The organism is Curtobacterium sp. VKM Ac-2887 (genome assembly GCF_015350935.1).
In the GTDB taxonomy this organism is placed as follows: domain Bacteria; phylum Actinomycetota; class Actinomycetes; order Actinomycetales; family Microbacteriaceae; genus Curtobacterium.
Window position 1 is genome coordinate 503155 of record NZ_JADKSB010000001.1, and the last position, 24914, is coordinate 528068.

General features: G+C 71.9%; 23 protein-coding genes. 12 read left to right on the forward strand and 11 right to left on the reverse strand.

Annotated features, from left to right (window positions below):
* The first annotated feature begins 64 nt into the window (after nt 1-64).
* The 3 genes from ITJ69_RS02495 (at nt 65) to ITJ69_RS02505 (ending at nt 2578) form a co-directional block, all read left to right on the forward strand.
* Nucleotides 65-943, forward strand: a complete 879-nt coding sequence (locus ITJ69_RS02495) for an alpha/beta hydrolase (protein ID WP_194671882.1) — start codon at nt 65-67, stop codon at nt 941-943.
* An 85-nt stretch (nt 944-1028) separates the two neighbouring features.
* Entirely contained in the window at nt 1029-2078 is a 1050-nt protein-coding gene (locus ITJ69_RS02500; protein WP_194671883.1) for a lipoate--protein ligase family protein, read from the forward strand.
* 170 nt (nt 2079-2248) lie between these two features.
* A complete protein-coding gene (locus ITJ69_RS02505) occupies nt 2249-2578 on the forward strand; it encodes a hypothetical protein (RefSeq protein WP_123937560.1) in 330 nt (109 codons plus the stop codon).
* Nucleotides 2579-2592: 14 nt separating this feature from the next.
* Here the strand turns inward: ITJ69_RS02505 and ITJ69_RS02510 are convergent, their stop codons facing one another.
* Nucleotides 2593-2877 carry a GNAT family N-acetyltransferase gene (locus tag ITJ69_RS02510; RefSeq protein ID WP_123293692.1) on the reverse strand — a complete coding sequence of 95 codons (285 nt, stop codon included), beginning with the start codon at nt 2875-2877 and terminating at the stop codon, nt 2593-2595.
* A gap of 102 nt (nt 2878-2979) precedes the next feature.
* On the opposite strand from ITJ69_RS02510, the gene ITJ69_RS02515 reads away from it, so the two are divergent.
* The gene (locus tag ITJ69_RS02515; RefSeq protein ID WP_194671884.1) at nt 2980-3870 is read left to right on the forward strand and encodes a DNA-methyltransferase; all 891 of its coding nucleotides are present in this window, start codon (nt 2980-2982) and stop codon (nt 3868-3870) included.
* Between the two features lie 356 nt (nt 3871-4226).
* Here ITJ69_RS02515 and ITJ69_RS02520 read toward each other — a convergent pair whose 3' ends face one another.
* The 3 genes from ITJ69_RS02520 to ITJ69_RS02530 form a co-directional block, all read right to left on the reverse strand.
* On the reverse strand, nt 4227-6725 hold the full coding sequence (locus ITJ69_RS02520) for a DHA2 family efflux MFS transporter permease subunit (protein WP_323742920.1): 2499 nt from the start codon (nt 6723-6725) through the stop codon (nt 4227-4229).
* Between the two features lie 146 nt (nt 6726-6871).
* Complete coding sequence (locus ITJ69_RS02525) at nt 6872-8116, reverse strand: glycoside hydrolase 5 family protein (protein ID WP_131921232.1); 1245 nt, start codon at nt 8114-8116, stop codon at nt 6872-6874.
* A gap of 13 nt (nt 8117-8129) precedes the next feature.
* Nucleotides 8130-9176 carry a LacI family DNA-binding transcriptional regulator gene (locus tag ITJ69_RS02530; RefSeq protein ID WP_194671886.1) on the reverse strand — a complete coding sequence of 349 codons (1047 nt, stop codon included), beginning with the start codon at nt 9174-9176 and terminating at the stop codon, nt 8130-8132.
* A 121-nt stretch (nt 9177-9297) separates the two neighbouring features.
* On the opposite strand from ITJ69_RS02530, the gene ITJ69_RS02535 reads away from it, so the two are divergent.
* The 5 genes from ITJ69_RS02535 to ITJ69_RS02555 are packed head-to-tail and all read left to right on the forward strand — an operon-like array spanning nt 9298 to nt 16064.
* Nucleotides 9298-10587 (forward strand): ABC transporter substrate-binding protein, encoded by a 1290-nt coding sequence (locus ITJ69_RS02535; protein ID WP_194671887.1) that lies wholly within the window; start codon nt 9298-9300, stop codon nt 10585-10587.
* A 30-nt stretch (nt 10588-10617) separates the two neighbouring features.
* Nucleotides 10618-11556 (forward strand): carbohydrate ABC transporter permease, encoded by a 939-nt coding sequence (locus tag ITJ69_RS02540; protein ID WP_131921229.1) that lies wholly within the window; start codon nt 10618-10620, stop codon nt 11554-11556.
* Nucleotides 11557-11608: 52 nt separating this feature from the next.
* Entirely contained in the window at nt 11609-12463 is an 855-nt protein-coding gene (locus tag ITJ69_RS02545) for a carbohydrate ABC transporter permease (RefSeq protein WP_123293697.1), read from the forward strand.
* Nucleotides 12460-14793 carry a glycoside hydrolase family 3 protein gene (locus ITJ69_RS02550; RefSeq protein ID WP_194671888.1) on the forward strand — a complete coding sequence of 778 codons (2334 nt, stop codon included), beginning with the start codon at nt 12460-12462 and terminating at the stop codon, nt 14791-14793. Before ITJ69_RS02545 ends, ITJ69_RS02550 begins: the two co-directional genes overlap by 4 nt.
* The gene (locus ITJ69_RS02555; RefSeq protein ID WP_323742914.1) at nt 14790-16064 is read left to right on the forward strand and encodes a glycoside hydrolase family 125 protein; all 1275 of its coding nucleotides are present in this window, start codon (nt 14790-14792) and stop codon (nt 16062-16064) included. Before ITJ69_RS02550 ends, ITJ69_RS02555 begins: the two co-directional genes overlap by 4 nt.
* A gap of 39 nt (nt 16065-16103) precedes the next feature.
* Here ITJ69_RS02555 and pgm read toward each other — a convergent pair whose 3' ends face one another.
* From pgm to ITJ69_RS02590, 7 genes are all read right to left on the reverse strand, one after another.
* A complete protein-coding gene (pgm, locus tag ITJ69_RS02560) occupies nt 16104-17723 on the reverse strand; it encodes a phosphoglucomutase (alpha-D-glucose-1,6-bisphosphate-dependent) (RefSeq protein WP_131846971.1) in 1620 nt (539 codons plus the stop codon).
* Nucleotides 17724-17827: 104 nt separating this feature from the next.
* Nucleotides 17828-18073, reverse strand: a complete 246-nt coding sequence (locus ITJ69_RS02565; protein ID WP_194671890.1) for a hypothetical protein — start codon at nt 18071-18073, stop codon at nt 17828-17830.
* A 59-nt stretch (nt 18074-18132) separates the two neighbouring features.
* Nucleotides 18133-18795 carry a class I SAM-dependent DNA methyltransferase gene (locus ITJ69_RS02570; RefSeq protein ID WP_194671891.1) on the reverse strand — a complete coding sequence of 221 codons (663 nt, stop codon included), beginning with the start codon at nt 18793-18795 and terminating at the stop codon, nt 18133-18135.
* Entirely contained in the window at nt 18792-19424 is a 633-nt protein-coding gene (locus tag ITJ69_RS02575) for a TIGR04282 family arsenosugar biosynthesis glycosyltransferase (RefSeq protein WP_159573255.1), read from the reverse strand. The genes ITJ69_RS02570 and ITJ69_RS02575 overlap by 4 nt, the downstream gene beginning before the upstream one ends.
* Nucleotides 19421-20206 carry a glycosyltransferase family 2 protein gene (locus ITJ69_RS02580; RefSeq protein ID WP_323742915.1) on the reverse strand — a complete coding sequence of 262 codons (786 nt, stop codon included), beginning with the start codon at nt 20204-20206 and terminating at the stop codon, nt 19421-19423. The genes ITJ69_RS02575 and ITJ69_RS02580 overlap by 4 nt, the downstream gene beginning before the upstream one ends.
* Nucleotides 20207-20517: 311 nt before the next feature.
* Entirely contained in the window at nt 20518-21588 is a 1071-nt protein-coding gene (locus ITJ69_RS02585; protein WP_194671892.1) for an NAD-dependent epimerase/dehydratase family protein, read from the reverse strand.
* Nucleotides 21585-22529 carry an MTAP family purine nucleoside phosphorylase gene (locus tag ITJ69_RS02590; protein ID WP_194671893.1) on the reverse strand — a complete coding sequence of 315 codons (945 nt, stop codon included), beginning with the start codon at nt 22527-22529 and terminating at the stop codon, nt 21585-21587. The genes ITJ69_RS02585 and ITJ69_RS02590 overlap by 4 nt, the downstream gene beginning before the upstream one ends.
* A gap of 105 nt (nt 22530-22634) precedes the next feature.
* Here ITJ69_RS02590 and glp point away from each other — a divergent pair, with 105 nt between their 5' ends.
* Genes glp through ITJ69_RS02605 form a run of 3 tightly spaced genes read left to right on the forward strand, consistent with a single transcriptional unit; the run spans nt 22635 to nt 24882 of the window.
* Nucleotides 22635-23861, forward strand: a complete 1227-nt coding sequence (gene glp / locus ITJ69_RS02595; RefSeq protein ID WP_194671894.1) for a gephyrin-like molybdotransferase Glp — start codon at nt 22635-22637, stop codon at nt 23859-23861.
* Entirely contained in the window at nt 23858-24373 is a 516-nt protein-coding gene (gene moaC, locus ITJ69_RS02600; RefSeq protein WP_194671895.1) for a cyclic pyranopterin monophosphate synthase MoaC, read from the forward strand. The genes glp and moaC overlap by 4 nt, the downstream gene beginning before the upstream one ends.
* Nucleotides 24370-24882: a molybdopterin-binding protein gene (locus tag ITJ69_RS02605; protein ID WP_194671896.1), complete on the forward strand. Its 513-nt coding sequence runs from the start codon at nt 24370-24372 to the stop codon at nt 24880-24882. Before moaC ends, ITJ69_RS02605 begins: the two co-directional genes overlap by 4 nt.
* Nucleotides 24883-24914: the final 32 nt, after the last annotated feature.

Sequence of the window (24914 nt, forward strand, 5' to 3'; positions counted from 1 at the left end):
GAACCCGCTGCGTGAACGCCGGATGAACAGGTGCGTGGGAGTACCCGTCTGCGAGGATCCTCACGTGCCCATCTTCTCCGCAGCGCGAGGCGACGCCTCGTTCACCGACGCCCACGGCGTCGAGATCGTCTACTCGACCTGGCGAGCCGCACGCCCCAAGGGCATCGTGCAGATCGCGCACGGCGTCGGCGAGCACGGGTTGCGGTACGAGCCGTTGGCACAGGACCTCGTCCGCGCCGGGTACACCGTGCACGCGAACGACCACCGCGGGCACGGGCGCACCGGCCTCGGCCAGTGGGACGGCGACCACGCCAAGCTCGGTCGGCTCGGCCCCGGCGGACTGCGCGCCGCGATCGCCGCAGTCGAGCAGATGGGAGAGGTCGCCCGTGCGGACACCCCCGGCGTGCCCCTGGTGCTGCTCGGGCACTCGTGGGGCTCGCTCATGGCGCAGCGGATCGTGAACAGCTCGTCGGAGTCGTGGGACGGGGTCGTGCTCTCCGCCACCGCCTACCGGCTGCCCGGCTGGATGAACAGCGGCGACCTCAACGCCCGGCACGCGGGCTCCGGTCCGACCAAGTTCGAGTGGCTCACCCGCGACCGGAAGATCATCGACGCGATGTCCGTCGACCCGCTCGCCGTCGAGGCCGACGTCATCGGCCTGTTCGGCCTGCCCGACACGCTCCGGCTGCTCGGGGTCCCGCGGCGGGGGATCCCACACGACCTGCCCATGCTGCTGCAGGTCGGGTCCGACGACGCCCTCGGTGGGCCGCGGTCGGTCGAGCGGCTGGCGCAGGCCTACCGGCGGCGCGGACGACTGTCCGACGTCACGGTGCAGGTCTACGAGGGCGCGCGGCACGAGGTCTACAACGAGACGAACCGCGATGAGGTCGTGGCCGACCTGGTCGCGTGGCTGGACCGGGTGACGGGGCGCGCCGCGTCCTGAGACGGTACCGGCTGGCGGACGGGAGGCCCGTGGCGGCGCCGACCCGCGCCTCCAGTCCGACAGGTGGCGGGCGTAGGCTCGACGCGTGCACGGTGAGTACAAGGTCCCAGGTGGAAAACTGGTCGTCGTCGACCTCGACGTGGTGGACGGGGACATCCAGGAGTTCCGGCTCGCCGGCGACTTCTTCCTCGAACCCGACGACGCGCTGCCGCTCATCGACGCGGCCGTCAACGGGCTGCCGGCGACGACCGACGCCGCCGGCATCGCCACGGCCGTGCGTGCGGCGCTCCCCGCCGACGCCGTGCTGCTCGGCTTCACACCCGAGTCCGTCGGGGTCGCCGTCCGCCGCGCGCTGTCCCGCGCATCGTCGTGGCAGGACTACGACTGGCAGATCATCCACGAAGGCCCGATCAGCCCGAACGAGCACCTCGCACTCGACCAGGTGCTGACCGAAGAAGTCGGCGCCGGGCGCCGCGGTCCGACCCTGCGCATCTGGGAATGGGACCAGCCCGCCGTCGTCATCGGGTCGTTCCAGTCGCTGAAGAACGAGGTCGACCCGGCCGGTGCCGAGAAGTTCGGCGTGCAGGTCGTCCGGCGGATCTCCGGCGGCGGCGCGATGTTCATGGACGCCGGCGCCATCATCTCGTACTCGCTCTACGTCCCCGCCGACCTCGTGCAGGGCATGACGTTCGCAGACTCCTACGCCTACCTGGACGAGTGGGTGATCGAGGCGCTGAAGTCCCTCGGCATCGACGCGTACTACCAGCCGCTCAACGACATCACCTCAGCCAAGGGCAAGATCGGCGGCGCTGCGCAGAAGCGCCTCGGCACCGGGTCCCTGCTCCACCACGCCACCATGAGCTACGACATGGACGGCGAGAAGATGGTCCAGGTCCTGCGGATCGGGCGCGAGAAGATGAGCGACAAGGGGACCACGTCGGCCGCGAAGCGCGTGGACCCGCTGCGCTCGCAGACCGGGCTGTCCCGCGCCGAGATCATCGACCGGCTGATCGGCACGTTCACGAAGCTGTACGGGGCGACTCCCGGCGCGGTGACCGACGCCGAGCGCGAGAAGGCGCAGGAGCTGGTGCGGACGAAGTTCGCGACGAAGGAGTGGCTCGAGCGGGTGCCCTGAGCGGGCACTGCCGGTGAGCGGGCTCGTGGTGGGCGGCCGGAGCAGAGGGGGGACGCTCCGGCCGCCGCTCGACCAGTGTGACGACCGACTCCATGAATCACACGTGCGGATCATGAGAATCCCCCGCGCGGCTGATGTCGTGGCCGGATCGTCCACGTAGCGTCGCTCGCGTGAACTGGTTGATCTTCCTGGGGGCGGTGGCCGCCGTGGCCGTCGTGGTGTGGATCGCCGATCGCGTGGGGTGGATCGACCTGTCGAACAAGTCCACGCGCAGCGGCGGATCCGGAGGCATCGGCGGGATGCTGGACGAGGTGTTCGCGCCGACCCGCCACGAGACGCAAGCCGAGTACGAACGGCAGTCGCGCCTCCCGAAGGAGGCCCCGTCACCGGCGGACGACGACCACGACCTGCTCAGCGGCAGCGTGCTCATCAAGGTGCCGACGGTGCGGAGCGCCGGTCGGCACGAAGCGCGGATCGGGACGCACGACCGGTCGTACTGACCGGTGCTTGCGCGTCAGCGCGTCGTGAGCTCCTGGTAGTCCGGGTGCCGCTCGATCCACGCGCGGACGTAGCTGCACTGCGGCACGACCCGGAGGCTGCCGTCGCGCACGTCGTCGAGCGCGTGCTGCACGAGGATCGACGCGTGCCCGCCACCGCGGTGCGACGGGTCGACCTCGGTGTGGACGAAGCGGATCTCGTCGCCGTCGACCTCGTACGCCGCGAAGCCGATGACCTCGCCGTCCTCGACCAGGGAGTACTGCTGCTTGTCGGTGTCGTTGCGGACCTCGGGTGCTGCCATGCGCCGAGGCTACGCCGCGAGGCCGAGTCGCCGCTGGCTGCGCTGGCTGCGCTTTCAGCGCGGGGACCGGTGCGTCGCCGCTGGCTGCGCCACAATGGTCCCGTGCACACGGGAGACGACCGAGGCCCGGACCGCGTCGTCCTCGGCGACGCCCTCGACGTGACCCCGGCGCTCGCCGACGGGACGTTCACCATCGTGTATCTCGACCCGCCGTTCAACACGGGGCGGTACCAGCGGCGGCATGCTTCGTCCGCAGTACCGAGCGCCGACGGGCCGGTGATGGGGTTCCACGGACGGACCTACGAGCGGGTCCGCGGTGACCTGATGCGGTTCGACGACCGGTTCGAGGACTACTGGACGTTCCTCGAGCCTCGGCTGATCGAGGCCTGGCGACTCCTCACCACCGACGGCACCCTGTACCTGCACCTCGACTACCGCGAGTCGCACTACGCGAAGGTCCTGCTCGACGCGCTGTTCGGCCGCGAGTCGTTCCTGAACGAGATCGTCTGGGCCTACGACTACGGTGCCAAGTCCAAGTCGCGGTGGCCGACCAAGCACGACACGATCCTGGTCTACGTGAAGGACCCGTCGCAGTACTGGTTCGACTCGTCGGCGGTCGACCGCGAGCCGTACATGGCGCCGGGGCTCGTCACACCGGAGAAGCGCGAGCGCGGCAAGCTCCCCACCGACGTCTGGTGGCACACGATCGTGTCGCCGACCGGCAAGGAGAAGACCGGCTACCCGACGCAGAAGCCCGAGGGGGTGCTGCGGCGGATCGTGCAGGCCTCTTCGCGCGAGGGCGACTGGGTGCTCGACTTCTTCGCCGGCAGCGGGACGACCGGCGCGGTGGCGTCGGCGCTCGGGCGGCGGTACGTGCTGGTGGACGACAACCCGGCGGCGATCGACGTGATGCGGAAGCGCTTGCCGGGGGCGTCGTTCGAGGTGGCGGGTGCGGCCCCGGGTGGTCGCGCGGGAGCGGTGCCGGCGGGCTGACGGGCGGGGGCGCGGGGGCGCGGGTGCGTGCGCGTGGCGGGTGCGCGTGGGCGGGTACATGCGGGTGCATCGTGCGACGATCCACGAGGTGATCGACGCGTGTTCTGTCGGAACATGCACACGCACACGATGCGGGTGCATGCTGCGACGATCCACGAGGTGATCGACGCGTGGATCGTCGGAACATGCGCACGCACCGAGTGCGCGCGCAGTGCGACATCCTCGACGTCGTACGACATCGAGGACGATGCAACCGCGCGCCCGCAACAGTTGCACGCGCGCAGAGACGACAAGGTCGACGTCGTGCGACGTCGACCTTGTCGTTCCGAGTCGGCAGGGCCGACCTGCGCCCGCGCCTACTCGGCCGAGTGCCGCCCGTGCGGGTGCGCCGCGTCGTCGGCGTCGTCCAGCCGGGAGGCACGGCTCGCCTCCGCAGCGTCGGCCCCGGTCGCAGGGGCTCCGGCGTCCACCACCGGGGCAGCATGGGCAGCCCGGGTCCGGATGGCACCGGTCGTCGTCGGGGGTTCGTCCACGGGCGCGGCCGCCGAGTGGGCGCCGTGCGTCGTGGCGTCGGGCAGCGGCGCGCGAGTGCCGTCCGTGGCGACGTCGTTCGGTGGCACGTCGTTCGGCAGCACCGACACGTCCGATGATCCGGCAGCGCGAGCCGACCGGGGCTGTGCAGGCACGTCGGGCGAGGTCGGCACTGCCTCGGATGACGCGAGCGCCGCCGAACCCGATCCGGCGCCGGCAGCACCCGCGCCCGCACCGGCAGCCGCAGCGTCAGCGGTCCGTGCGGCGTCCGCCTGCTCCTGCAGCGCCGAGGTCTTGCGCAGCGGCGGCACCCGGAAGAACCAGGTCAGCACGAACGCGAGCAGGATCACCGCGAGGCCGACGTAGTACACGCGGACGGCCGAGTCGCTGAAGCCGACCAGGAACGGACGGGTGAGTCGCTTGTCCGCGCCGTTCAGGAACGAGGTGTCGCTCGTCGCCGCGGAACCGGATGAGCTCGCACTCGAGTCGCCGCTCTTCAGCTGCTTGATGAGCGTCGGGGCGACCTCGTCGACGACGTTCTCGCGCTGTGCCTTGTCCGAGTAGTCGACCTGCAGCGTGCCGTCGACGACGGTCGCGTTCGCCTTGGCCGCAGCCGTCTCGAGGGCCTGCTGCTCGGCGGCCGGCTTGGCGTCGTCGACCTGCTGGGCGATGACGGTGTCGGCTGCGGCGGCGGGGAGCTTGCCGGCCGCGACCTGCTGCTGCACGGCGGCGGTGACCTGCTTCGTGACGGCGGCGTCGGCGGCTTCCTTCGCCTGCACGGCGCCGTCGTTCAGGCCGTCCTGCACGTTCTTCTGCACGGGATCGACGATCTTCGTCCAGATCTGGTCCATCACGCCCTTGTTCTCGGACGCGTTCGCGACCGAGGGGGTGAGCGCGGCGTTGAGGGCGCTCTTCAGGTCGGTCTCGTTCTGCATCGCCGCGGTGATGTTCGTCGGCATCAGGGTGAACAGGACGGACAGCAGCACGGCGGTGCCCATGGTGCCGCCGATCTGCCGGAAGAACGTCGCGGCGCTGGTGGCGACGCCGATGTCCCGCGGGGACACCGAGTTCTGCGCCGCGAGGGTCAGCGTCTGCATGAGCTGCCCGAGCCCGAGGCCGATGCCGAACATGCCGAGCATCAGGAACCAGAGGGGGCGGTCGGCGGTCAGGAACGTCAGGACCGTGAAGCCGATGGCCGTGAATGCCGTGCCCGTGATCGGGAAGACCTGGTAGTTGCCGGTCCGCGAGATGATCTGGCCCGAGGCGATCGACGAGATCATCAGACCGAGCACCATCGGGAGCATCGCGAACCCGGACTCGGTCGGGGTGACGCCCTTCACGATCTGCAGGTACAGCGGGATGGTCAGCATCGCGCCGAACATGCCGAAGCCGACGAGCACGGACAGGATCGCGGACATCGAGAACACCCGCGAGCCGAACAGCTTCATCGGCAGGATCGCGTCGCTGCCCATCGCCCGTTCGACGATGATGAACGCGATCAGACCGGCTGCACCGATGCCGTAGCAGGCGAAGGCGCCGGGGGAGCTCCAGCCCCACTCGCGGCCCTGTTCGGCGATGAGCAGCAACGGCACGAGGGTGACGATGACGAGCGTCGCACCCCACCAGTCAATCCGGGGCTTGCCACGGTCACCGAACTTCGGCAGGTGCAGGAACGTCAGCACCATGAACAGCGCGATGACGCCGATCGGCACGTTGATCAGGAACACCCAGCGCCAGCCGGAGATGAAGAGCAGCTCGCTCGCGCCGGCGAAGACGCCACCGACGAGCGGACCGATCACGGACGAGATGCCGAAGACGGCCAGGAAGTAGCCCTGGTACTTCGCCCGCTCGCGGGGAGCGAGCATGTCGCCCATGATCGCCAGCGGCAGGGACATCAGGCCACCGGCACCGAGACCCTGCAGCGCACGGAACCCGGCGAGCATGAGCATCGAGGTCGAGAACGACGCGAGGAACGACCCGACGATGAAGATGCCGATCGCCGTGATGAACAGCGGCCGCCGACCGAAGATGTCGGAGAGCTTGCCGTAGATCGGCGTCGTCACGGTCGAGGCGATCAGGTACCCGGTGGTGACCCAGGCCTGCTGGTCGAGGCCGTGCAGGTCGTCACCGATGGTGCGGATCGCGGTGCCGACGATCGTCTGGTCGAGGGCTCCGAGGAACATCCCGGCCATCAGGCCGTAGATCACCAACAGGATCTGTCGGTGGTTCATCACGACGTTGGACGCCGTGGTGGGGGCCGCGGGTGCGGTCGCCGTCTGGGTCATGAGCAGGGTCTCCCGGTACCGATGCGCTGGCGAAACGATTTTTGCGCTGCCTGCAAAGTTACATCTGCCGCAAGTGCTCGGTTGCTCAGGAGCGGCTTCCTGTGTGGATCGGCAGTCACGGTACGCCCGGATCGCGGGCTCGGTGACGATCCCGGTCCACGGCCAGGAGGCCCGGCTCGGCCCCGTCAGACCGCTGCGGTCTCCACGACCCGGGTCACACCCCGTGCCGCCAGCGCCGCGGGGTCGGCTACGGTCCGGCTCGTCACGACGGTCACGGCCTCGCCGGCCGCGCGCAGGCGGTGCCAGCGCTCGAAGACCGGGCCGCCCGGTGCCAGGTCCGCCCGACGGATCGGCAGGTCGGCTGTGTCGACGTCGACCACCACGGCACTCGTCCGCGGGGTCGGGATCGGGGCGGAGCGCCGTGCGTCGGCGACGACCTCGGCGTAGCGCCGGCCGAGCGGCTTCACGCGGTTGTCGACGTCGAGCAGACCGAGCGAGTACTCCAGGTCCTTGAAGTCGCCCAGGTCGCGGGAGACGTCGTGGGAGCACCACCACGTGACCGCGTGGAGGCGTTCGGTCGTGAGGGCCGCGGCGACCGTGCGCTCGAGGAACTCGGGCATCTCGGACTCGGCGAGGTGCCGGTCGGGTGCCCCGACCTCCTGCAGCCAGACGGGCCGCTCGAGGTCGGTGGCGAAGGCGCGGGCGAGCTCGATCATCCACTCGGCGTGCCGGACGGACTCGTCGGAGAGTGCCCCGTACCGACCGGCCACCCCGTTGAAGATCCAGGAGTGCACGGTCGTGACGTCCCCGAGCCGGCTGGCGTGCGCCGGTACGAACGGGTGGCCGTCGCGGTACCAGAGGTGGTCGTTCTCGGAGTGCGTGACGACGTGCCGCGGGTCCTTGTCGTGGGGTGCGCCGAGCAGGGACTCGAGCCAGTGCGTCACCTGCGCGGTGTCGGCGGGCATCGCGGCGGGGTTCGGCGGCTGGAACTGGTTGAGCTCGTTGCCCAGGGTCAGCCCGGTGAAGTTCGGGCGGTCGCGCACCGCGTCGTACACGGCGGCGACGAGGGCGGCCTGCGCGTCGATCGCCGGCTGGTCGGTGAACATGTTGCCGTCGTGCCAGTTCACGAGCCACGCGGGGACGAAGTCGAATCCGGACATGTGCCCCTGGACGACGTCGACACTGGCGTCCAGCCCGAACTCGGCGGCGATGTCGACCACCAGGGCCACGTCGTCGAGGGCGCGTCGGCGGATGAGTGTGCGGTTCGGCTGCAGGGTCGGCCACAGCGGGAACAGCCGGACGTGGTCGAGGCCGAGGGTGGCGATCGCCTCGAGGTCACGGCGGATCGCGGATTCCTCCACCGACTGCCACTGGAACATCCAGTCGGTCGAGGGCACGTAGTTCACGCCGAAGCGCGTGGCGGTGGTCATCGGTCTCCTTCGATCAGGGAACGGTGGCGGCGGCTGGGGCGGGGCCGGTCGAGCCGCGGACGTGCAGGGCACGCCCGCCGACCTTGGCATCGGTGACCTCGTCGCCCCGGACGAGTCGTTCGACCAGGGCGACGGCGGTGCGGGCGGACTCCTCGACGGGGGCGTCCAGGGCGGTCAGCGACGGACGCACGATCGACGAGACCCACGAGTCCTCCCACGCGACGACGGACAGGTCCTCGGGAACGCGGACACCGAGCTCGGGGGCGTGCGCGATCACTTCGGCCGCGATCGCCTCGCCGTCCAGGACGATCGCCGTGGCGCGGTCCAGCCGGGCGAGCAGGTCGGCCACCGGGTCCTCGGCGTCGGCTCGCCACCCGAGCACGAGCGCGTCCACCCCCCGGCGCGCGGCTGCCGCGGTGAAGCGGGCGTCGCGGGCGCCGGTGTGCGCGAGCGCCGGACCGTCCCCGACGCGGGCGATCCGGCGGTGCCCGAGCGAACCGAGGTGGTCGAGCAAGGACTCGGTCGCGTCGGCGTCGCCCACCGTGACCGCCGGGACGGTGCTGCCGGCGATCGGTGCGCCGAGCATGACGGCCGGGGCCGCCAGGTGCTGCAGCATCGGGATGCGGGGGTCGTCGGTGCGGACGTCGACGAGCAGGAAGCCGTCGACCCGCTGCTCGGTCCACCACTGCCGGTAGACGGCGGCTTCGTCGTCGGCCTGCACGAGGGTGACGGACAGCGACCAGCCGATCGCGGCGAGGGGTTCGGTCAGGCCGGCGATCAGCCGCATCGTGAACGGGTCGCGCTGGAAGGTGTCGCGTGAGCGGGCGAGGACCAGTCCCAGGCTGTGCCCCGCGTTGCCGGAGAGCTTGCGGCTCGCCAGGTTCGGCCGCCAGTTCAGGTCGTCGGCGGCCTTGCGGATCCGGGCCGCGGTGGCGGCGGACACGTTCGGCCGCCCGTTGAACACGTGCGAGACCGCCGAGGTCGAGACGCCGGCGCGCTTGGCGACCTGCGCGATGGTCACACGGCGTCGGTCGACGGCTCCGGCAGTGGTGTCGCTCATGCCGTCGAGCGTAGAGGCTTGACCCCGTCGTGTAAAGCGGTATACGTTGCTCGTCACCTGAAGTACACCGCTGTACCAAATGCATCGCGATCGCTCCACCATCCACTGCCAGGGAGGCACCGTGACGGACGGCATCAGTAGGCGCACCCTCATCGGGGCCGGGCTCGGCGCCGGCATCCTCGCGCCGATCCTGGCCGGGTGCAGCGCGCTCACCCCGGCCTCGAGCGGCCCCGGCACGCTGAGCGTGCACACCCAGCTCAGCGGCGCGGTCGCGGGTGCGCAGACGTTCACGGACGTCGTCGCCGCCTACCGCCGCCGCACGGACCGCAAGGTCGCCCTGCTGTCGAACGGGTCCGACCTGCCGATCGTCTTCGAGACGAGTTCCCTCGCCGGCAAGGAAGCCGACGTCGCGATCGTGAACATGGTCGGGCGGACGCTGTCCTGGACGGGTGAGGACGCCACGATCGACGTCTCCCGGTACCTCGACGAGTGGGACCTGCGCGACAAGATCATCCCCGAGGCGCTCGAGGAGTGGACCGACGACCAGGGCCGGCTCCGGGCGTTCCCGTTCACCCGGACGAACTGGCCGGTGTCGTTCAACACGGCGCTGCTCGAACAGGCCGGAGTCAGCGAGATCCCGACGACCTCGGACGCGCTCATCGCCGCAGCCGACCGCCTGCGCTCCGCCGGCATCGGGCCGGTCACCGTCGGCGGGTCGGACTGGAGCGGGCAGAAGCTCCTCATGCAGGTGATCCAGGGGTTCGTGTCCCAGGACGAAGCGGCGAAGGTCTTCTCCACGGGCAGGATCTCGGAGAGCGCCGGTGCGGTCCGCGGCGTCGAGCACTTCGTCGAGCTCCGCGACGCCGGGGTCTTCGTGGACTCGGTGCAGGGGTTCACCTCGGACTCCGAACTGACGCAGTTCACCACGCGCAAGGCCGCGATCGTCCCCGCGATGTCCTCCGCCCTGGCGCTGGTGTCGAAGGAACGCGCGAAGGAGGTCACCGTGGGCGGCTGGCCGGTCCCCTCGCAGCACGCGGCCATCGCGCACCCGAGCGTCATCAAGAGCTACAACGGGCACGGCATCTGGATCAGCGAGAACGGCCGGGCGAAGCTCGACCTCATCAAGCCGTTCGTTCAGTACCTGTACTCGTCGGCGGTGACGAACGAGTTCGTCCTCGACTCCGGCCGCGACATGAGCCGGATCACCGACACCGTCAGCCGCGACTTCCCGCTCGTCGCCCAGGCGTCGAAGCTCACCGACGACCAGGTCACCCCGGTGATGCTGCCCGACCTGCTCGTGCCCGACTCGGCGTACGAGCCGATGATCCGTGCGACCAGCCTGGCGTACGGCTCGGGCACCTCGGCCGACCGCATCATCGACCTCTTCGAGCGCGCCTACACGGCCGCCTGACCCACCCGACCCTGCGAGAAGGAGCTCCCCATGGCAGTGCTCGTCGAGGAACCACCCGTCCGGTCGGCGTCGACCCCGCCCGGGCCCGCCCGCCGCGGATCCCGCGCCGTCGGCAGCACCCGCGGCAGCTTCCCGACCTTCGCGATCCCGGCGCTGGTCTGGTACGGCCTGTTCATGATCGGGCCGGTCGTCGCGATGATCGTGATCGCCTTCCTGAGCTGGCCCGGCATGCTCGTCTCGCCGACGTTCGCGGGGCTCGACAACTTCCGGGTGCTGTTCTCCGACGAGACGTTCTGGGCCGCGGTCCGGAACAGCACGGTGCAGATCGTGGTGGGGTTGCCGATCATGATCGTGCTGGCGTTCCTGCTCGCCTTCCACGTCGTGCAGAAGCCGCGCGGGCACAAGGTGCTCCGCTACCTGCTCTTCATCCCGGCGCTCATCTCGGCACCGGCCACGGCGATGATGTTCTACGCGATGCTCAATCCCGACGGCCTGGTCAACGGGGTGCTCGCGACGCTCGGCATCGGCGGCAAGGCCTGGCTGGCCGACCCCGCGACCGCCCTCGGCGCGCTCATCGTCGTCGACCTGTGGGCCGGCATCGGGTACTCCGCGGTGCTCATCGCGAGCCGGCTCGACGGCGTCGACACCGAGGTCGTGCAGGCCGCCCGCATGGACGGCGCCGGATCGTGGCGGCTGGCGTGGGGTGTGTACTGGCCGATCGCCCGCGACTTCATCGGGGTGGTGGCGATGCTGCAGTTCCTGTCGATGCTGTTCAGCTCCGCGCAGAACGTGCTCTTGCTGACCCAGGGCGGCCCGGGCACCGCGACCACGACGCTGTCGTACCTCGTGTACCAGAAGGCGTTCGTCGACACCGACCTCGGCTACAGCCAGGCCGTCGGCGTCGTCCTGTTCGTGCTCGGACTCGGCGGGATGTTCGTCATCCGCCGGGTCCTGCGCAAGACCCACTGACCGTGACACCCCTGACCGACCGCCCCTGACCGACAGACCCCGGGAGACCACCATGGCGAAACCCACCGCCGGCATCCGGCTGCGAGACCGGATCGGCTCCATCACGAGCGGCACCGTGGCGTGGATCTACGCCGCCCTGCTGATCCTGCCCTTCTACTACTTCGTGGTGTCGTCGTTCAAGGACAACGACGGCATCTTCGAGTCCCCGTTGGCGCTGCCCGCGTCGTGGGACCTGTCGAACTTCACCGAGGCGATCCGCCAGGCCTCGCTCGGACCGGCCATCGCGAACTCGGCGATCACGACGGTGGCGGCCCTGGTGCTGACCCTCGTCCTCGCGCTGCCGGCGTCGTTCGCCCTCGCCCGGGCCACCGGCCGCGCCGGACGCATCGTCGAGGGACTGTTCTCGCTCGGGTTCCTCATCCCGTCGTTCGCGGCGCTGTTCCCGACGTTCCTGCTCGCCGCCGGGATGGGGCTGTTCCACACCCGGACGTTCCTCGTGCTCCTGCTGCCGGCGACCGCGATGCCGCTGGCCGTCGTGATCCTGACGCAGTTCATGCGGACGATCCCGCGCGAGCTGGAGGAGGCCGCGTCGATGGACGGCGCCTCGGCGTGGCAGGTGATGCGCCAGGTGTACCTGCCGATCTGCATCCCGGGCATCGCCACGGTGCTGCTGCTCAACTTCCTGTCGTTCTGGAACGAGTACCTCTACGCCCTGGTGCTCATCGGGCCGGACACCGCGCAGCGGACGATCCAGGTGGCGCTCCCGACGCTGAAGGTCGATGCCGGCACCGACTACGGGATGCTCATGGCCGGCACGCTGTTCACGCTGCTGCCGGTGTACCTCGTCTACTCGATCCTGCAGCGCCAGATGCAGCGCGCCCTGGTCTCCGGAGCGATCAAGGGATGACCGAGCACCAGACCGCGCACCCGACCGAGCCGCCGACCGGCCACCCGACCGCGAGGAGCCTCGACGTCCGCGCCCGCATCGGCCAGCTCAACCAGCGACTGAAGGGCTGGGAGGCCGTCCGCTGGGTCGACGGCCGCCCGCGGATCACCGACGTCCTGCGCGCCGAGGTCGACCGGTGGGGCGGGATCGGCGCGGTCTACGGAGTGCTCCGCGCCGACCCCTGGTCCGGCGTGCACTGGGGCAACGGCATCCCGCCCGAACGCTCCGCCGAGGCCTACGCCGCCGTGCAGGACCACGTCGTCGCGCACAGTGACGGCGGCGTCCCGACGCTCTTCGTCGAAGAGGTCCCGCACGGGCTGCAGGCCCTCGGCGGCACGACGGTGCCGGTGAACCTCGCGCTCGGTGCCGCGATGGACGAGCAGCTCGTCGAGGACCTCGCGGCTGCGGTCGCCGCCGAGGTCCGCGCCCGCGGCACCCACGTCGCCCTCGTCTCCGGGCTCGACGTCCTGCGCGATCCCCGGTGGGGCCGGAGCGAGGAGTGCTGGTCGGAGGACGCCGCGCTCGCCGCGATCATGGTCGCCGCCACCGTCCGGGGCATGCAGGGCGGCGGCCCGGGCCCGATCGACGACCGACACGTCGCGGTCGTCGCGAAGCACCTGGCCGGGCAGGGCGCCGGCATCGGCGGGCGGAACGGCTCCGGTGCCCCGATCGGCCGCCGCGAGCTCGCCGAGGTGCACCTGCCGCCGGCGCTCGCCGCGGCACGCGAACACGTCGCCGGGTTCATGGCGGCGTACAACGACGTCGACGGGGTGCCGTGCTGCGGCAACCGCGACCTGCTCACCACCACGATCCGCGACACGTGGGGCTGGGACGGGCTCGTGATGGCCGACGGCACCGCCATCGACCGGCTGCGCGACGTCACCCCCGACCCGGCCTCGGCGGCTGCGCTCGCGCTCCGTGCCGGGGTCGACCTGAGCCTGTGGGACGAGGCGTACACGCACCTCGACGAGGCACTGGACCGGGGCCTGATCAGCACCGACGACCTCGACCAGGCGGTGGACCGCGTGCTCGCCCTGAAGCGCCGCGTCGGCCTGCTCGCGACGCCGACACCAGCACCACCAACGACACCAGCACCAGCAGCGACGCGCGCCGAGCCACCGGAACGCGCGACCATCGCGCTCGCTGAACGCGCCGCTCACCGCGCCGTGGTCGCGCTGGGCGGAGCGCTGCCCGCGATCGCACCCGACGCCGTCGTCGCCGTGGTCGGCCCGAACGCCGACGACGTCGACGCACTGCTCGGCGACTACTCACCCCCGAGGCCGCCCGTCGACCCCGGTGCGTCCACCGTCCGGTCCGCCCTGGAGGCCCGGCTCGGCCCCGCCCGGATCCGCACCGCCCGGGGCAGCGGGCTCCGACAGCCCCTGCCGGGCCCCGACGGGCTCCTCGCGGTCCGCACGGCGCTCCTCGGCGCCGACGTCGCGGTGGTGGTGCTCGGCGGCTCGAGTCGTCGCGCGTACGACGACGGCTTCGAGGACAACGGCGCCGTCAGCGGTCCGGCACCGGACACCACGAACGGCGAGGGGGTCGACCTCGCCTCGATCGCCGTGCCCGAGGCGCAGCTCGACGTGCTCCGCGCCGCCCGCGAGAGCGGTCTGCCGGTCGTCGCGGTCGTCGTCGACGGTCGACCGCGGGTCCTGACCGAGGTGCTCGCCCTGGCCGACAGCGTGCTGGTCGTGCCGTTCCCGGGGCCCTCCGGCGGTCGAGCCGTCGCGGACGTGCTGTTCGGCGCCCCGGCCGAGGGGCGACTCCCCGCGACGTGGCCCGGCGCCGACGGCGTCCTGCCCGTGGCGCACGACGAGCGCCTCGAGACGGCACGCGGCTACGTCGACGTGACCAGTCGCTCGACCGTGACCGGTGCACCCGGGCCGGGTGGCGGGGTGGACGTCCGCCTGGCGGAGGGGAGCGACGCGGTGACTGCTGTGCGCCTCCTGGCCGGGGGGACGGTGACCGTCCCGGTGACGGTGCGCAACACGTCGGACGCACCCCGTCGGGTCTCGGTGCCCCTGTGGGGGCGGCGGCGTGAACCCGGTGTCCGTCCGCGGCGACGACGACTGCTCGCCCTGGTGACGGTCGACGTGCCCGCCGGTGGGACCGTCGACACCGCGTACGCGCTCGGACTCGATGCGCTCGGCACGTGGGACGCTGGTCTCCGGCTCGGTGCACGGCCGCTCGAACTCGACTGCTGGACGGACGACGTGCTCGATCCACCCGGGTCGACGCGGACCGTCCTCGTCACCGACGGACAGGAGTCAGTGCGATGGGTGTCGTGACGCAGACGCAGCTCGAGGAGATCACGCCGACGCTGGTGGCGGCCGCCGACCGGGTCCGGGCCGCGGTCGGCACCGAGGTCGGCGACCGCGTTGAGCGCGCGCTCGTCCGCACGCTGCGGGACACGATCTCGCTCGACGACGACGGCGCCTTCGTGATCACGGGAGACATCCCGGCGATGTGGCTCCGCGACTCGACGACGCAGATGACGCCGTACCTGCGGTTCGTGGCGGACGACCCGGCGCTCGCGGACCTGCTCTGGGCGGTCGTGCGGCGGCAGTTCCGGCTGATCGAGCACGACCCGTACGCCAACTCGTTCAACCGCGAGCCGAACGGCGCGCACTACGACCCCGACGACCTGAACGCCGACCCGCTGGTGTGGGAGCAGAAGTACGAGGTCGACAGCCTGGCCTACCCGGTGACCTTCGCGTACGCGCTGTGGCGGGCGACCGGGTCGACCGCGGTGCTGGACGAACGGGCGCACCGGGTGTTCCGCACGATCGTGGCGCAGTGGCGGACCGAACAGGACCACGACGCATCGGCCTACCGGTTCGTGCGCGACGGGGCGATCCCGACCGAGACCCTCGCGCGCGACGGCCGCGGCTCCCCGGTCGCGGTGACGGGCATGACGTGGTGCGGGTTCCGCCCGTCGGACGACGCCTGCACGTACGGCTACAACGTGCCGGCGAACCTGTTCGCCGCCGAGGCGCTGCTCGCCGTCGCCGCCATCGCGCGTGACGTCTGGTCCGACACCGGCCTGGCGGACGACGCCGACGTGCTGCGCGCGAGCATCCTGGACGGCGTCCGGCAGCACGGCGTCGTGCCCGGGCCCGCGGGGGAGGACGTCTACGCCTACGAGGTCGACGGGCTGGGCGGCGTGCTGCTCATGGACGACGCGAACACCCCGTCGCTGCTGTCCCTGCCGTTGTCGGCGCCGTCGGTGCTCGACGACTCGGTGTGGGCGGCGACGCGGGACTTCGTGCTGTCACCGGCGAACCCGTACTGGTTCAGCGGCACCGCGGCGGCCGGCGTCGGCAGCCCGCACACGTTGCCGCAGCGGGTGTGGCCGATCGCCCTGGCGGTGGAGGGGCTCGTGTCCGGGTCGCCGGAGCGTCGCCGGGAGCTGCTCGACATGCTCGTGGCGACCGACGGCGGGACCGGCGACATGCACGAGTCGTTCGACGTCGAGGACCCGGCGCAGTTCTCGCGCCCGTGGTTCTCGTGGGCCGATGCGATGTTCTGCGAACTGGCACTGGCGGCGGCCGAGGACTGATCCTCGACCGCCGCCAGTGCGGGTCCTGCGGGTGGTCGGCTAGGCACCGAGCGCGGCGTCCACGATCTCCTTGGCCTCGCGCTGCACCTGCTCCAGGTGCTCCTGCCCGACGAAGCTCTCGGCGTAGATCTTGTAGACGTCCTCGGTGCCGGACGGTCGTGCGGCGAACCAGGCCTTGTCGGTGACGACCTTGACGCCGCCGACGGCCGCGTCGTTGCCGGGGGCCTTCGACAGCTTGGCGGTGATCGGGTCGCCCGCCAGGGTCTCGGCGGTGATGGCGTCGCCGTCGAGCTTCGACAGGCGGGCCTTCTGCTCCTTCGAGGCCGCGGCGTCGACGCGCTGGTAGACCGGGTCGCCGAAGCGCTCGGTCAGCTCGACGTACAGCTGCGAGGGGGTCTTGCCGGTGACGGCGACGATCTCGGACGCCAGGAGCGCCAGGATGATGCCGTCCTTGTCGGTGGTCCACGCCGTGCCGTCGGTGCGCAGGAACGACGCTCCTGCCGACTCTTCGCCACCGAACGCGACGGAGCCGTCGATCAGGCCGGGCACGAACCACTTGAAGCCGACCGGGACCTCCCAGAGACGGCGCCCGAGCGATTCTGCGACGCGGTCGATGATGCTCGACGACACCAGGGTCTTGCCGATGGCGGCGTCGTCGCGCCAGGCTGGACGGTGTGCGTAGAGGTACTCGATCGCGACGGCGAGGTAGTGGTTCGGGTTCATCAGGCCGCCGTCGGGCGTGACGATGCCGTGCCGGTCGGAGTCGGCGTCGTTGCCCGTGAGGACGTCGAACTCGTCCTTGTGCGCCAGGACCGAGGCCATAGCCGAGGGGCTCGACGGGTCCATCCGGATCTTGCCGTCCCAGTCGAGTGTCATGAACGACCAGGTCGGGTCGACGTCCGGGTTCACGACGGTCAGGTCGAGGCCGTAGTGGTCGCGGATGAGGTTCCAGTACGGCAGCGATGCACCACCGAGCGGGTCGGCGCCGATCTTCACCCCGGCACGCTTGATCGCGGCGATGTCGATGATGTTCTCGAGGTCGGCGACGTAGGTGTGCAGGAAGTCGTAGCGGTCGGGGGTGGCGTGCTCGGTGCGCTGCACCTCGGCGTTGCCGCCCTCGATGATCGCGTTCGCTCGGTTGGCGATCCAGCTCGTGGCGTCGCTGTCGGCGGGGCCGCCGTGCGGCGGGTTGTACTTGAAGCCGCCGTCGCGGGGCGGGTTGTGGCTCGGCGTGATGACGATGCCGTCCGCCGTGTCGGGGTTGCCGGCGCGGTTGTAGCGGATGATCGCGTGGCTGAGCGCGGGGGTCGGCACGTAGCCGTTGTCGCTGTCGGCCAGCACGTGCACGCCGTTCGCTGCCAGGACCTCGAGCGCGGTGCGCTCGGCGGGGCCGGACAGGGCGTGGGTGTCGCGCCCGATGAACAGCGGGCCGTCGGTGCCCTGCGACTGCCGGTACTCGACGATCGCCTGCGTGATCGCGGCGATGTGGGTGTCGTTGAAGGCGGAGTCGAGCGAGGAGCCGCGGTGGCCGGAGGTGCCGAACACGACCTGCTGCTCGGCGACGGAGACATCGGGCACACGGTCGTAGTAGGCGGCGACGAGCGCGTCGATGTCGACGAGGTCGTCTGCGGTCGCGGGGGTGCCGGCGCGGTCGTTCATGGGTCCATCCTGGCATCGCGCACCCGGACGCGTCCGGCCGGCGCACAGCCCGGGCCGCAGAGCGCGGCCGGAGCCGTGTCCGCCGACCGGGGCGACGGCACGGCTCAGGCGGTGCGGAAGGAGCCGGTCGCCGTGCGGAACGAGCCGGTGGCCGTGCGGGTGGAGGCGGTCCAGGTGCCGGGACGCGACCGCTGCGTGTCGGTGAAGCGCCCGAGGCGCCCGGTGATCGGCGCGCCCGTGTAGGTGCCCACCGATTCGGTGGAGCGGGTGCCCGTGAAGGACGCGCGCTCGTCACGGTCGCGGAGTCCGGACACGAAGGTGCCGCCGAGCGGGAAGGTGCTGTTCGTCATGCGCTCGACCGTACGTGGCTGTCTTGCATGATGCAAAACAAGTGCACGAACGTGCGTGATCAGGCCATGAGCTCGCAGAAGCTCCGGCCCGCGACCGTCCAGCTCTGCCGCGCCACGAGGCCGGCGTCCGCCGCGTGCCGGTGCAGCGCGTCGAGTCCGACCTCGGCCCAGGGGAACCCGGCGCTCTCGTGGCCGTCGGCGTCCACCACGCGGGCGGTGTACACCCGGTCGGCCAGCGGGTCGGGGTTCGTCTCGACGATCACCCGGCCACCGGCGCGGAGGATCTCGGCGCAGCGCTCGAGCAGGGCGGCGGGGTCGCCACCGATGCCGATGTTGCCGTCGATGACCAGGGCGGTGTCCCAGTGCCCCTCGTCGGGGACCGCGTCGAACACCGACCCCTGGATCGCGGTGCCACCGGACCGCTGGGCGATCGCCACGGCCTCGGCGGAGACGTCCACGCCGAGTGCGGGGATGCCGCGGTTGCGCGCGGCGACGAGCATCCGCCCGGGGCCGCAGCCGATGTCGATCACGGGGCCGTCGGCGTCGTCGAGCAGCGAGCGGTCGACCCGGTCGGCCGCGGCGCTCCACCGGCCGACGTCCATCGTCGTGACGACGTCGGGGCGGTCCGGGTCGGTCAGCCGGAGCCGTCCGTCCGAGCGCAGTGCCCGGGCGTAGGGCTCGCCGCCGCCGGCGCCGAAGGAGACGGGTGCGTGCATGGTCATCGGAGACTCCCCACGGTCTCGGCACGGAGTGCCTGGGTGAAGCCGGAGTCCGGCGCGAGTTCGGCGACGCGTTCGGCGTCGGGCATCGTGTCGACGTCGAGCAGCTCGCCGAGGATCCCGACGTCGAGGCCGGCGTCGGTCAGACGTGCGAGCTGGACGGCGCCGGTGTCGTCCTGCGACATCGGGACGCCCCGGAGCAGGTCGCCGGTCGGGGCCTGCAGGTACAGCGACCAGAAGCCGCCGTCCTCGGCGGGGCCGAACCACGCGTCGCGCTCGGGCCGGTCGAACACCGGGGCGAGCGCGTCGGTGGACACCTGCGGGGTGTCCATCCCGACGAGGAGCAACGGGCCGTCGATCGCGTCGAACAGGAACCCGAGGCGCTCGTCGAGCCCGCCGCCGGGCTGGTGGAGGACGTCGAAGCCCTCGGCCGACTCCGGGACGACGTCGCCGTCGAAGAACAGCACGCGGCGCTCTGCGGGCAGGGCGCGGACGGTCGACAGGGTGTCGGCGAGGCTCGCGGACGCCACACGGGCGGCACCCTCGGGGGAGAGCGCCGGGGTCAGGCGGGTCTTCACCTTGCCGGGCAGGCACTCCTTCGCGACCACGGCCACGGTGATGCCGGCGGTCATGCGCGCGTCCCCTCGACCGAGGCGGTGACGGGTGCGGAGTCGGGCCGTGCCGCGGAACCGGTCGCGGCGGTGGAGCCGGCCACGTGGCGGACGGACGCCGGTGCGACGACCCGGACGCGGGCCTCCCGGCGGTACGCGCGCAGCAGGCGGGTCATGTCGCGGACCGCGTTGATGGTGCCGCGGAGCGTGCCGGTCACCTTGCTGTCGCCGATGCGCTGCGCGTAGCCGATGTCGGACTCGTCGACGCGCCAGCCCGCCGCGTGCGCGGCCAGCACCATCTCGAGCGGGTAGCCGCTGCGGCGGTCCTGCAGGTCCAGGGCGACGAGGTCCTCGCGGCGCATGACGCGCATCGGGCCGAGGTCGCGCAGGCGGTAGCCGGTCGCGCGGTGCATGAGGACGGCGAGGACGCGGTTCGCGAACCGGGCGTGCGGCGCCCACGCGCCCTTGCTCGTCGGGACACGTCGGCCGAGCGCCAGGTCGACGCGGCCGCTCGCGACGCGGTCGACGAGCGGCGGCAGTTCGGCGGGGTCCATCGAGGCGTCCGCGTCGCAGAAGGCGACGAAGTCGGCGGTGGCGGCCGCGACGCCCGCGGCGCAGGCGGAGCCGAAGCCCTTCACCGGTTCCGTGACGACGAGGGCGCCGTGCGCGCGGGCGACGTCGGCGGAACCGTCGGTCGAGCCGTTGTCCACCACGATCGCGCGGTAGCCCTCCGGAAGGCGAGCGATCACCTTCGGCAGGGCATCGGCCTCGTCGAGGCACGGGAGGATGACGTCGACACTCATGTCCGTCATTCGGTGCCGGTCGTCAGATCGACGGGTCTGTCCTGTCATGCACTCGACGTAACACGACGACGCGCGTCGGGGTACAGGAAATCTGTACCCGCTGGTCAGTCAGCGCACTGTTTCGGGGCGGGGTCCCCAGAACGGGGGACAGGCGGACGGGAGGCCCGTGGCGGGCGTTCTGGTCCGGTCGCGTCCGCCGCGTGGTCGCGCTGGGCGCGGGGCGCGGGGTCGGTGCGCGGTGCGCGCGCTTCGTGAGCAGAAATGGTCGGGTCTCGTCCGGTGACCCGACCATTCCTGCTCACGAAGTGGGGCTACTGGACGGCGCTCCGGAGGGGAGCGGTCGCGAAGTCGCGCATGCCGGCCGCGAAGTCGACCTCGGCGCGCCAGCCGAGCTCGGCGGCGATGCGGTCCGAACTCGCCGTGACGTGCCGGACGTCGCCCAGGCGGTACTCGCCCGTGACGATCGGCTGCGGGCCGTCGGGGCCCGCGATCGCCGCGGCCATGTCGCCGATCGTGTGCACGACCCCGGACCCGACGTTGTACGCGCGGAACGAGTCGGCGGGCTGGTCGGCGGTCGCGGCGATCGAGGCGGCGTTCGCTCCGGCGACGTCGTCGACGTGCACGAAGTCCCGGCGCTGGGCGCCGTCCTCGAAGACGCGGGGAGCCTCGCCGCGGGCCAGCGCCGAGCGGAACAGTGAGGCGACACCGGCGTAGGGGGTGTTCGCGGGCATGCCGGGCCCGTAGACGTTGTGGTAGCGGAGCGCGATCGCCCGGCCGCCCGTCGCGCGCGCCCAGCTCGAGGCCAGGTGCTCCTGCGCGACCTTCGTCTGCGCGTACACGTTGCGGGGGTCGAGCGCGGCGGACTCGTCGATCAGTCCGGGCAGCAGGGGGTGACCGTCCGGGCCGATCGGGTCGAAGCGGCCGGAGTCGAGGTCCTCGCGACGGCGGGCCGGCGGCCGGACGGACTCGCCGTCGGACGTCGTGTACGCGCCCTCGCCGTAGACGACCATCGAGCTCGCGACGACGAGTCGGCCGATGTCGTGCCGGTCCATGCCGGCGAGGACGTACGCGGTGCCGGCGTCGTTCGACGAGACGTAGTCGGGGGCGTCCTGGAAGTCGACGCCGAGGCCGACCTTGGCGGCCTGGTGGCAGACGACGTCGACGCCGTCGAGCGCGGCGTCGAGCGAGACCCGGTCGCGGACGTCGCCGTGCACGAACTCGATGCCCTGCTGCTGGTGGGCCCGCACGACCTCGCCGGGGTCGCCGTGGACGTCGTCGCGGAGGGAGTCGAGGACGCGGACCCTGTGGCCGTCGGCCAGCGCGCGGCGGACGATCGCGGAGCCGATGAAGCCGGCGCCGCCGGTGACGAGCAGGCGGGTCATGCGGTGGTGCCCGCGGTGGTGGCGGGACCCGTGCCGGCGGCGGTGGGCTGGGTCTGCATGATGCTGGCGCTGGCGCTCGCCGGGACGAGTTCGCGCGGCGTGAAGTCGGCGGGGATCGCGCCGACGATCCTGCCGATGGCGCGGACGATCACCTCGTTGGCGCGGGCGAGACGCTCCATCACGAGGGCGTGGGTGACGGGGGCGCCGGCGTCGTCGGCTGCGTCCGCCGTGGCCGCTGCGTCCGCCGTGGCCGCGTGGGCGGCCGCTGCGGCGGCTTCGTCCTCGGTCGGGGCCAGGCCGGCGTCGGCGTCGGTGACGAACGACAGGTTGACGGTCGCGATGCCGAGCTCGGCGGCGAGCGGGACCTCGGGGGTCATCGTCATGTTGATGGTGTGGCCGCCGGCCTCGCGCAGCCAGACGGACTCGGCGCGCGTCGAGAACCGGGGGCCCTGGATGACGACGCACGTGCCGGTCGGACGGAACGGCACGTCGAGTGCTGCGATCGCGTCGACGGCCGCGCGCCGCAGCGTCGGGTCGAACGGGTCGGCGAACGACAGGTGCTGGACGTCGTCCTCGAAGAACGTGTCCGCGCGGCCGAAGGTGCGGTCGATGAGCTGGTCGGTCACGACGAAGGTGCCCGGGGCGTAGTCGGGGTGCAGGCCACCGACGGCGCTCGAGGACACGATCGCCCGGACGCCCAGGGAGCGGAGCGCCCAGAGGTTCGCGCGGTGGTTGATGCGGTGCGGGGCGACGGAGTGCTCACGACCGTGCCGGGTGAGGAACGCGACCCGACGGCCAGACATCGTGCCGATGCTGATCGGGCTCGACGTCGGGCCGAACGGTGTCGGCACGTCCAGTTCCTCGGCGGTCCCCTCCTCGAACAGCTGGTAGAGGCCGGAGCCCCCGATGACACCGATCGTCACGGCTTCGTCGTTCTCCACAGGTCCTCCGAAAGGTCGTCGGCGCGGTCTGCGCGCTGGATACGCTACTGACGCCGGCCCCGGACGAACCGGGAGCGGCGACACCATCCCTGTTCGGAGGCACCTGTGCGAACGATCGGTCAGCACCGCGACGACCTGGCAGCGCTGCTCGCGCCGGTCCTGGCGGGCCTCGGGGGTGCGTCGTGGCGGATCGACGACCTGGCCGCCGACGGCCGTGCCGGTCACGGGCACCGCGTGCTCGCTGCACCCGTCGCCTCACCGGTCCCGTTGCCGCCCTTCGACAACAGCCAGATGGACGGCTTCGCGGTCCGGGTGGCCGATGCCGGGCAGGACGTCCGGGTCGTCGCGCCCATCCCCGCCGGGGTCGTCCCCGCACCGCTCTCCGCCGGCACAGCGGCACCGATCATGACCGGCGCGCGGATCCCCGACGGTGCCGATGCCGTCTTCCCGGTGGAGGCCACGTCGCCGGGGTCCTTCCCGGCTGCGCTCGAACTGGGGCACGTCACGGTGCCCGCTGACCTCGTGCCGGGCACCTTCGTGCGAGCGACCGGCAGTGACCTGGCTCTTGGTGCGTCGATCGCTCCGACCGGTGCGCCGATCACCCCAGCCCTGCTCGGCGCGCTCGCGTCCGCCGGAGTGTCCACCGTGCAGGTTCGTCGACCACTGCGGGTGCTCGTGGTCTCGACGGGGTCCGAACTGCAGGGCGCGGACACCGACGCGGCGACGATCGGCGACGCGAACGGCATCGCGCTGCGGGCGGCGCTCGCCGAGGTCGGTGCTTCGTCCCGCACGGTCCGGGTTCTCGACGACGTCGACGCGTTCGTCACCGCGCTCGACGACGCCGTCGGGGAGTGGGCCGACCTCGTGCTCACCACCGGGGGCATCAGTGCCGGTGCGTACGAGGTCGTGCGGCAGGCACTCGAACCCCGCGGGCTCGCGGTCACCCCGGTCGCGATGCAGCCCGGCGGGCCGCAGGCGTTCGGCAGCGTGGAGCTCGCCGGTCGACCGGTGCCGGTGGTGTCGTTCCCCGGCAACCCGGTGTCGGCGCTCGTCTCGTTCGAGGTCTTCCTCCGTCCGCTGCTCGCGCCCCTCGTCGGGCTGCCGGCCGACCGCCCCGTGCTGCACCTGCCCGCTGCTTCGGCTGCGCAGTCACCGGGTGGCAAGCACCAGGTGCGGCGTGGACGGGTGGCCGACGGGGTCGTCCACTTCGTGGGCGGCCCGAGTTCCCACCTGCTCGCGCACTACGCCGCCGCCACGCACCTCGTCCACGTCCCGGTGGGGGCCGACGCCGTCGAACCCGGTGACGTCCTGACCGTCTGGAGCCTCCGATGACCGAACCCGCCGACACGTCCGAGCAGGTCGATCCGTCCGACGCGGCCGAGCTGTCGCACGTGCGCGCCGACGGCTCCGCGCACATGGTCGACGTGTCCGCGAAGGACGTCACCGACCGCTCGGCGACCGCCACCGCCACACTCGTCACCCGGCCCGACGTCGTCGCTCGCATCCTCGACGGCTCCTTGCCGAAGGGCGAGGTCATCGGCACCGCCCGCATCGCCGCGATCATGGCCGTGAAGAAGACCTCCGACCTCATCCCGCTCTGCCACCCGCTCCCCATCGCCGGAGTGCAGGTCGACATCACCGGTGCCGACGACCGCGTGCTGATCGAGGTCTCGGTCCGCACGACCTCGCGCACCGGCGTCGAGATGGAAGCGCTGACCGGCGCGAGCGTCGCCGCGCTGACCGTGTACGACATGGTGAAGGCCGTCGACCGGGCGGCCTCGATCACGGACGTCCGAGTGCTCGAGAAGCACGGCGGTCGGTCGGGAGACTGGAGCAACCGATGACCTCGCAGCCGACCAGGGGCCGTGCCGCCGTCGTGGTGGTGTCCACGCAGGCCGCCGCCGATCCGGCACTCGACCGTACCGGGCCCGTCATCGCGGGGTGGCTGCGCGAGCGGGACTTCACCGTCGCCGAGCCCGTGATCGTCCCCGACGGCGGGGCGATCACCGAGACCGTGACCGCCGAACTGCTCGCCGGGGCCCGGATCGTCATCACGACCGGGGGCACTGGCGTCACCCCGACCGACCGGACGCCCGAGGCCGTCGCGCCCCTCATCGACCTGGAGCTGCCCGGTGTCCTCGAAGAGGTCCGTCGTCGCGGGCTCGCCGGGGCCGGTCCGACCGCACTGCTGAGCCGCGGCGTCGCCGGCATCAGCACCGGCGGATCCCTGATCGTCACGCTGCCCGGGTCGCGCGGCGGGGTGGCGGACGGACTGGCCGTGCTCGACGGATTGTTCGAGCACGTGCTCGCGCAGGTACACGGCGAGGGCCACGCGCCCCGGAGCGCGTCGTGACCGCGGCGCTGGACGCACGCGTCGTCCTCGCT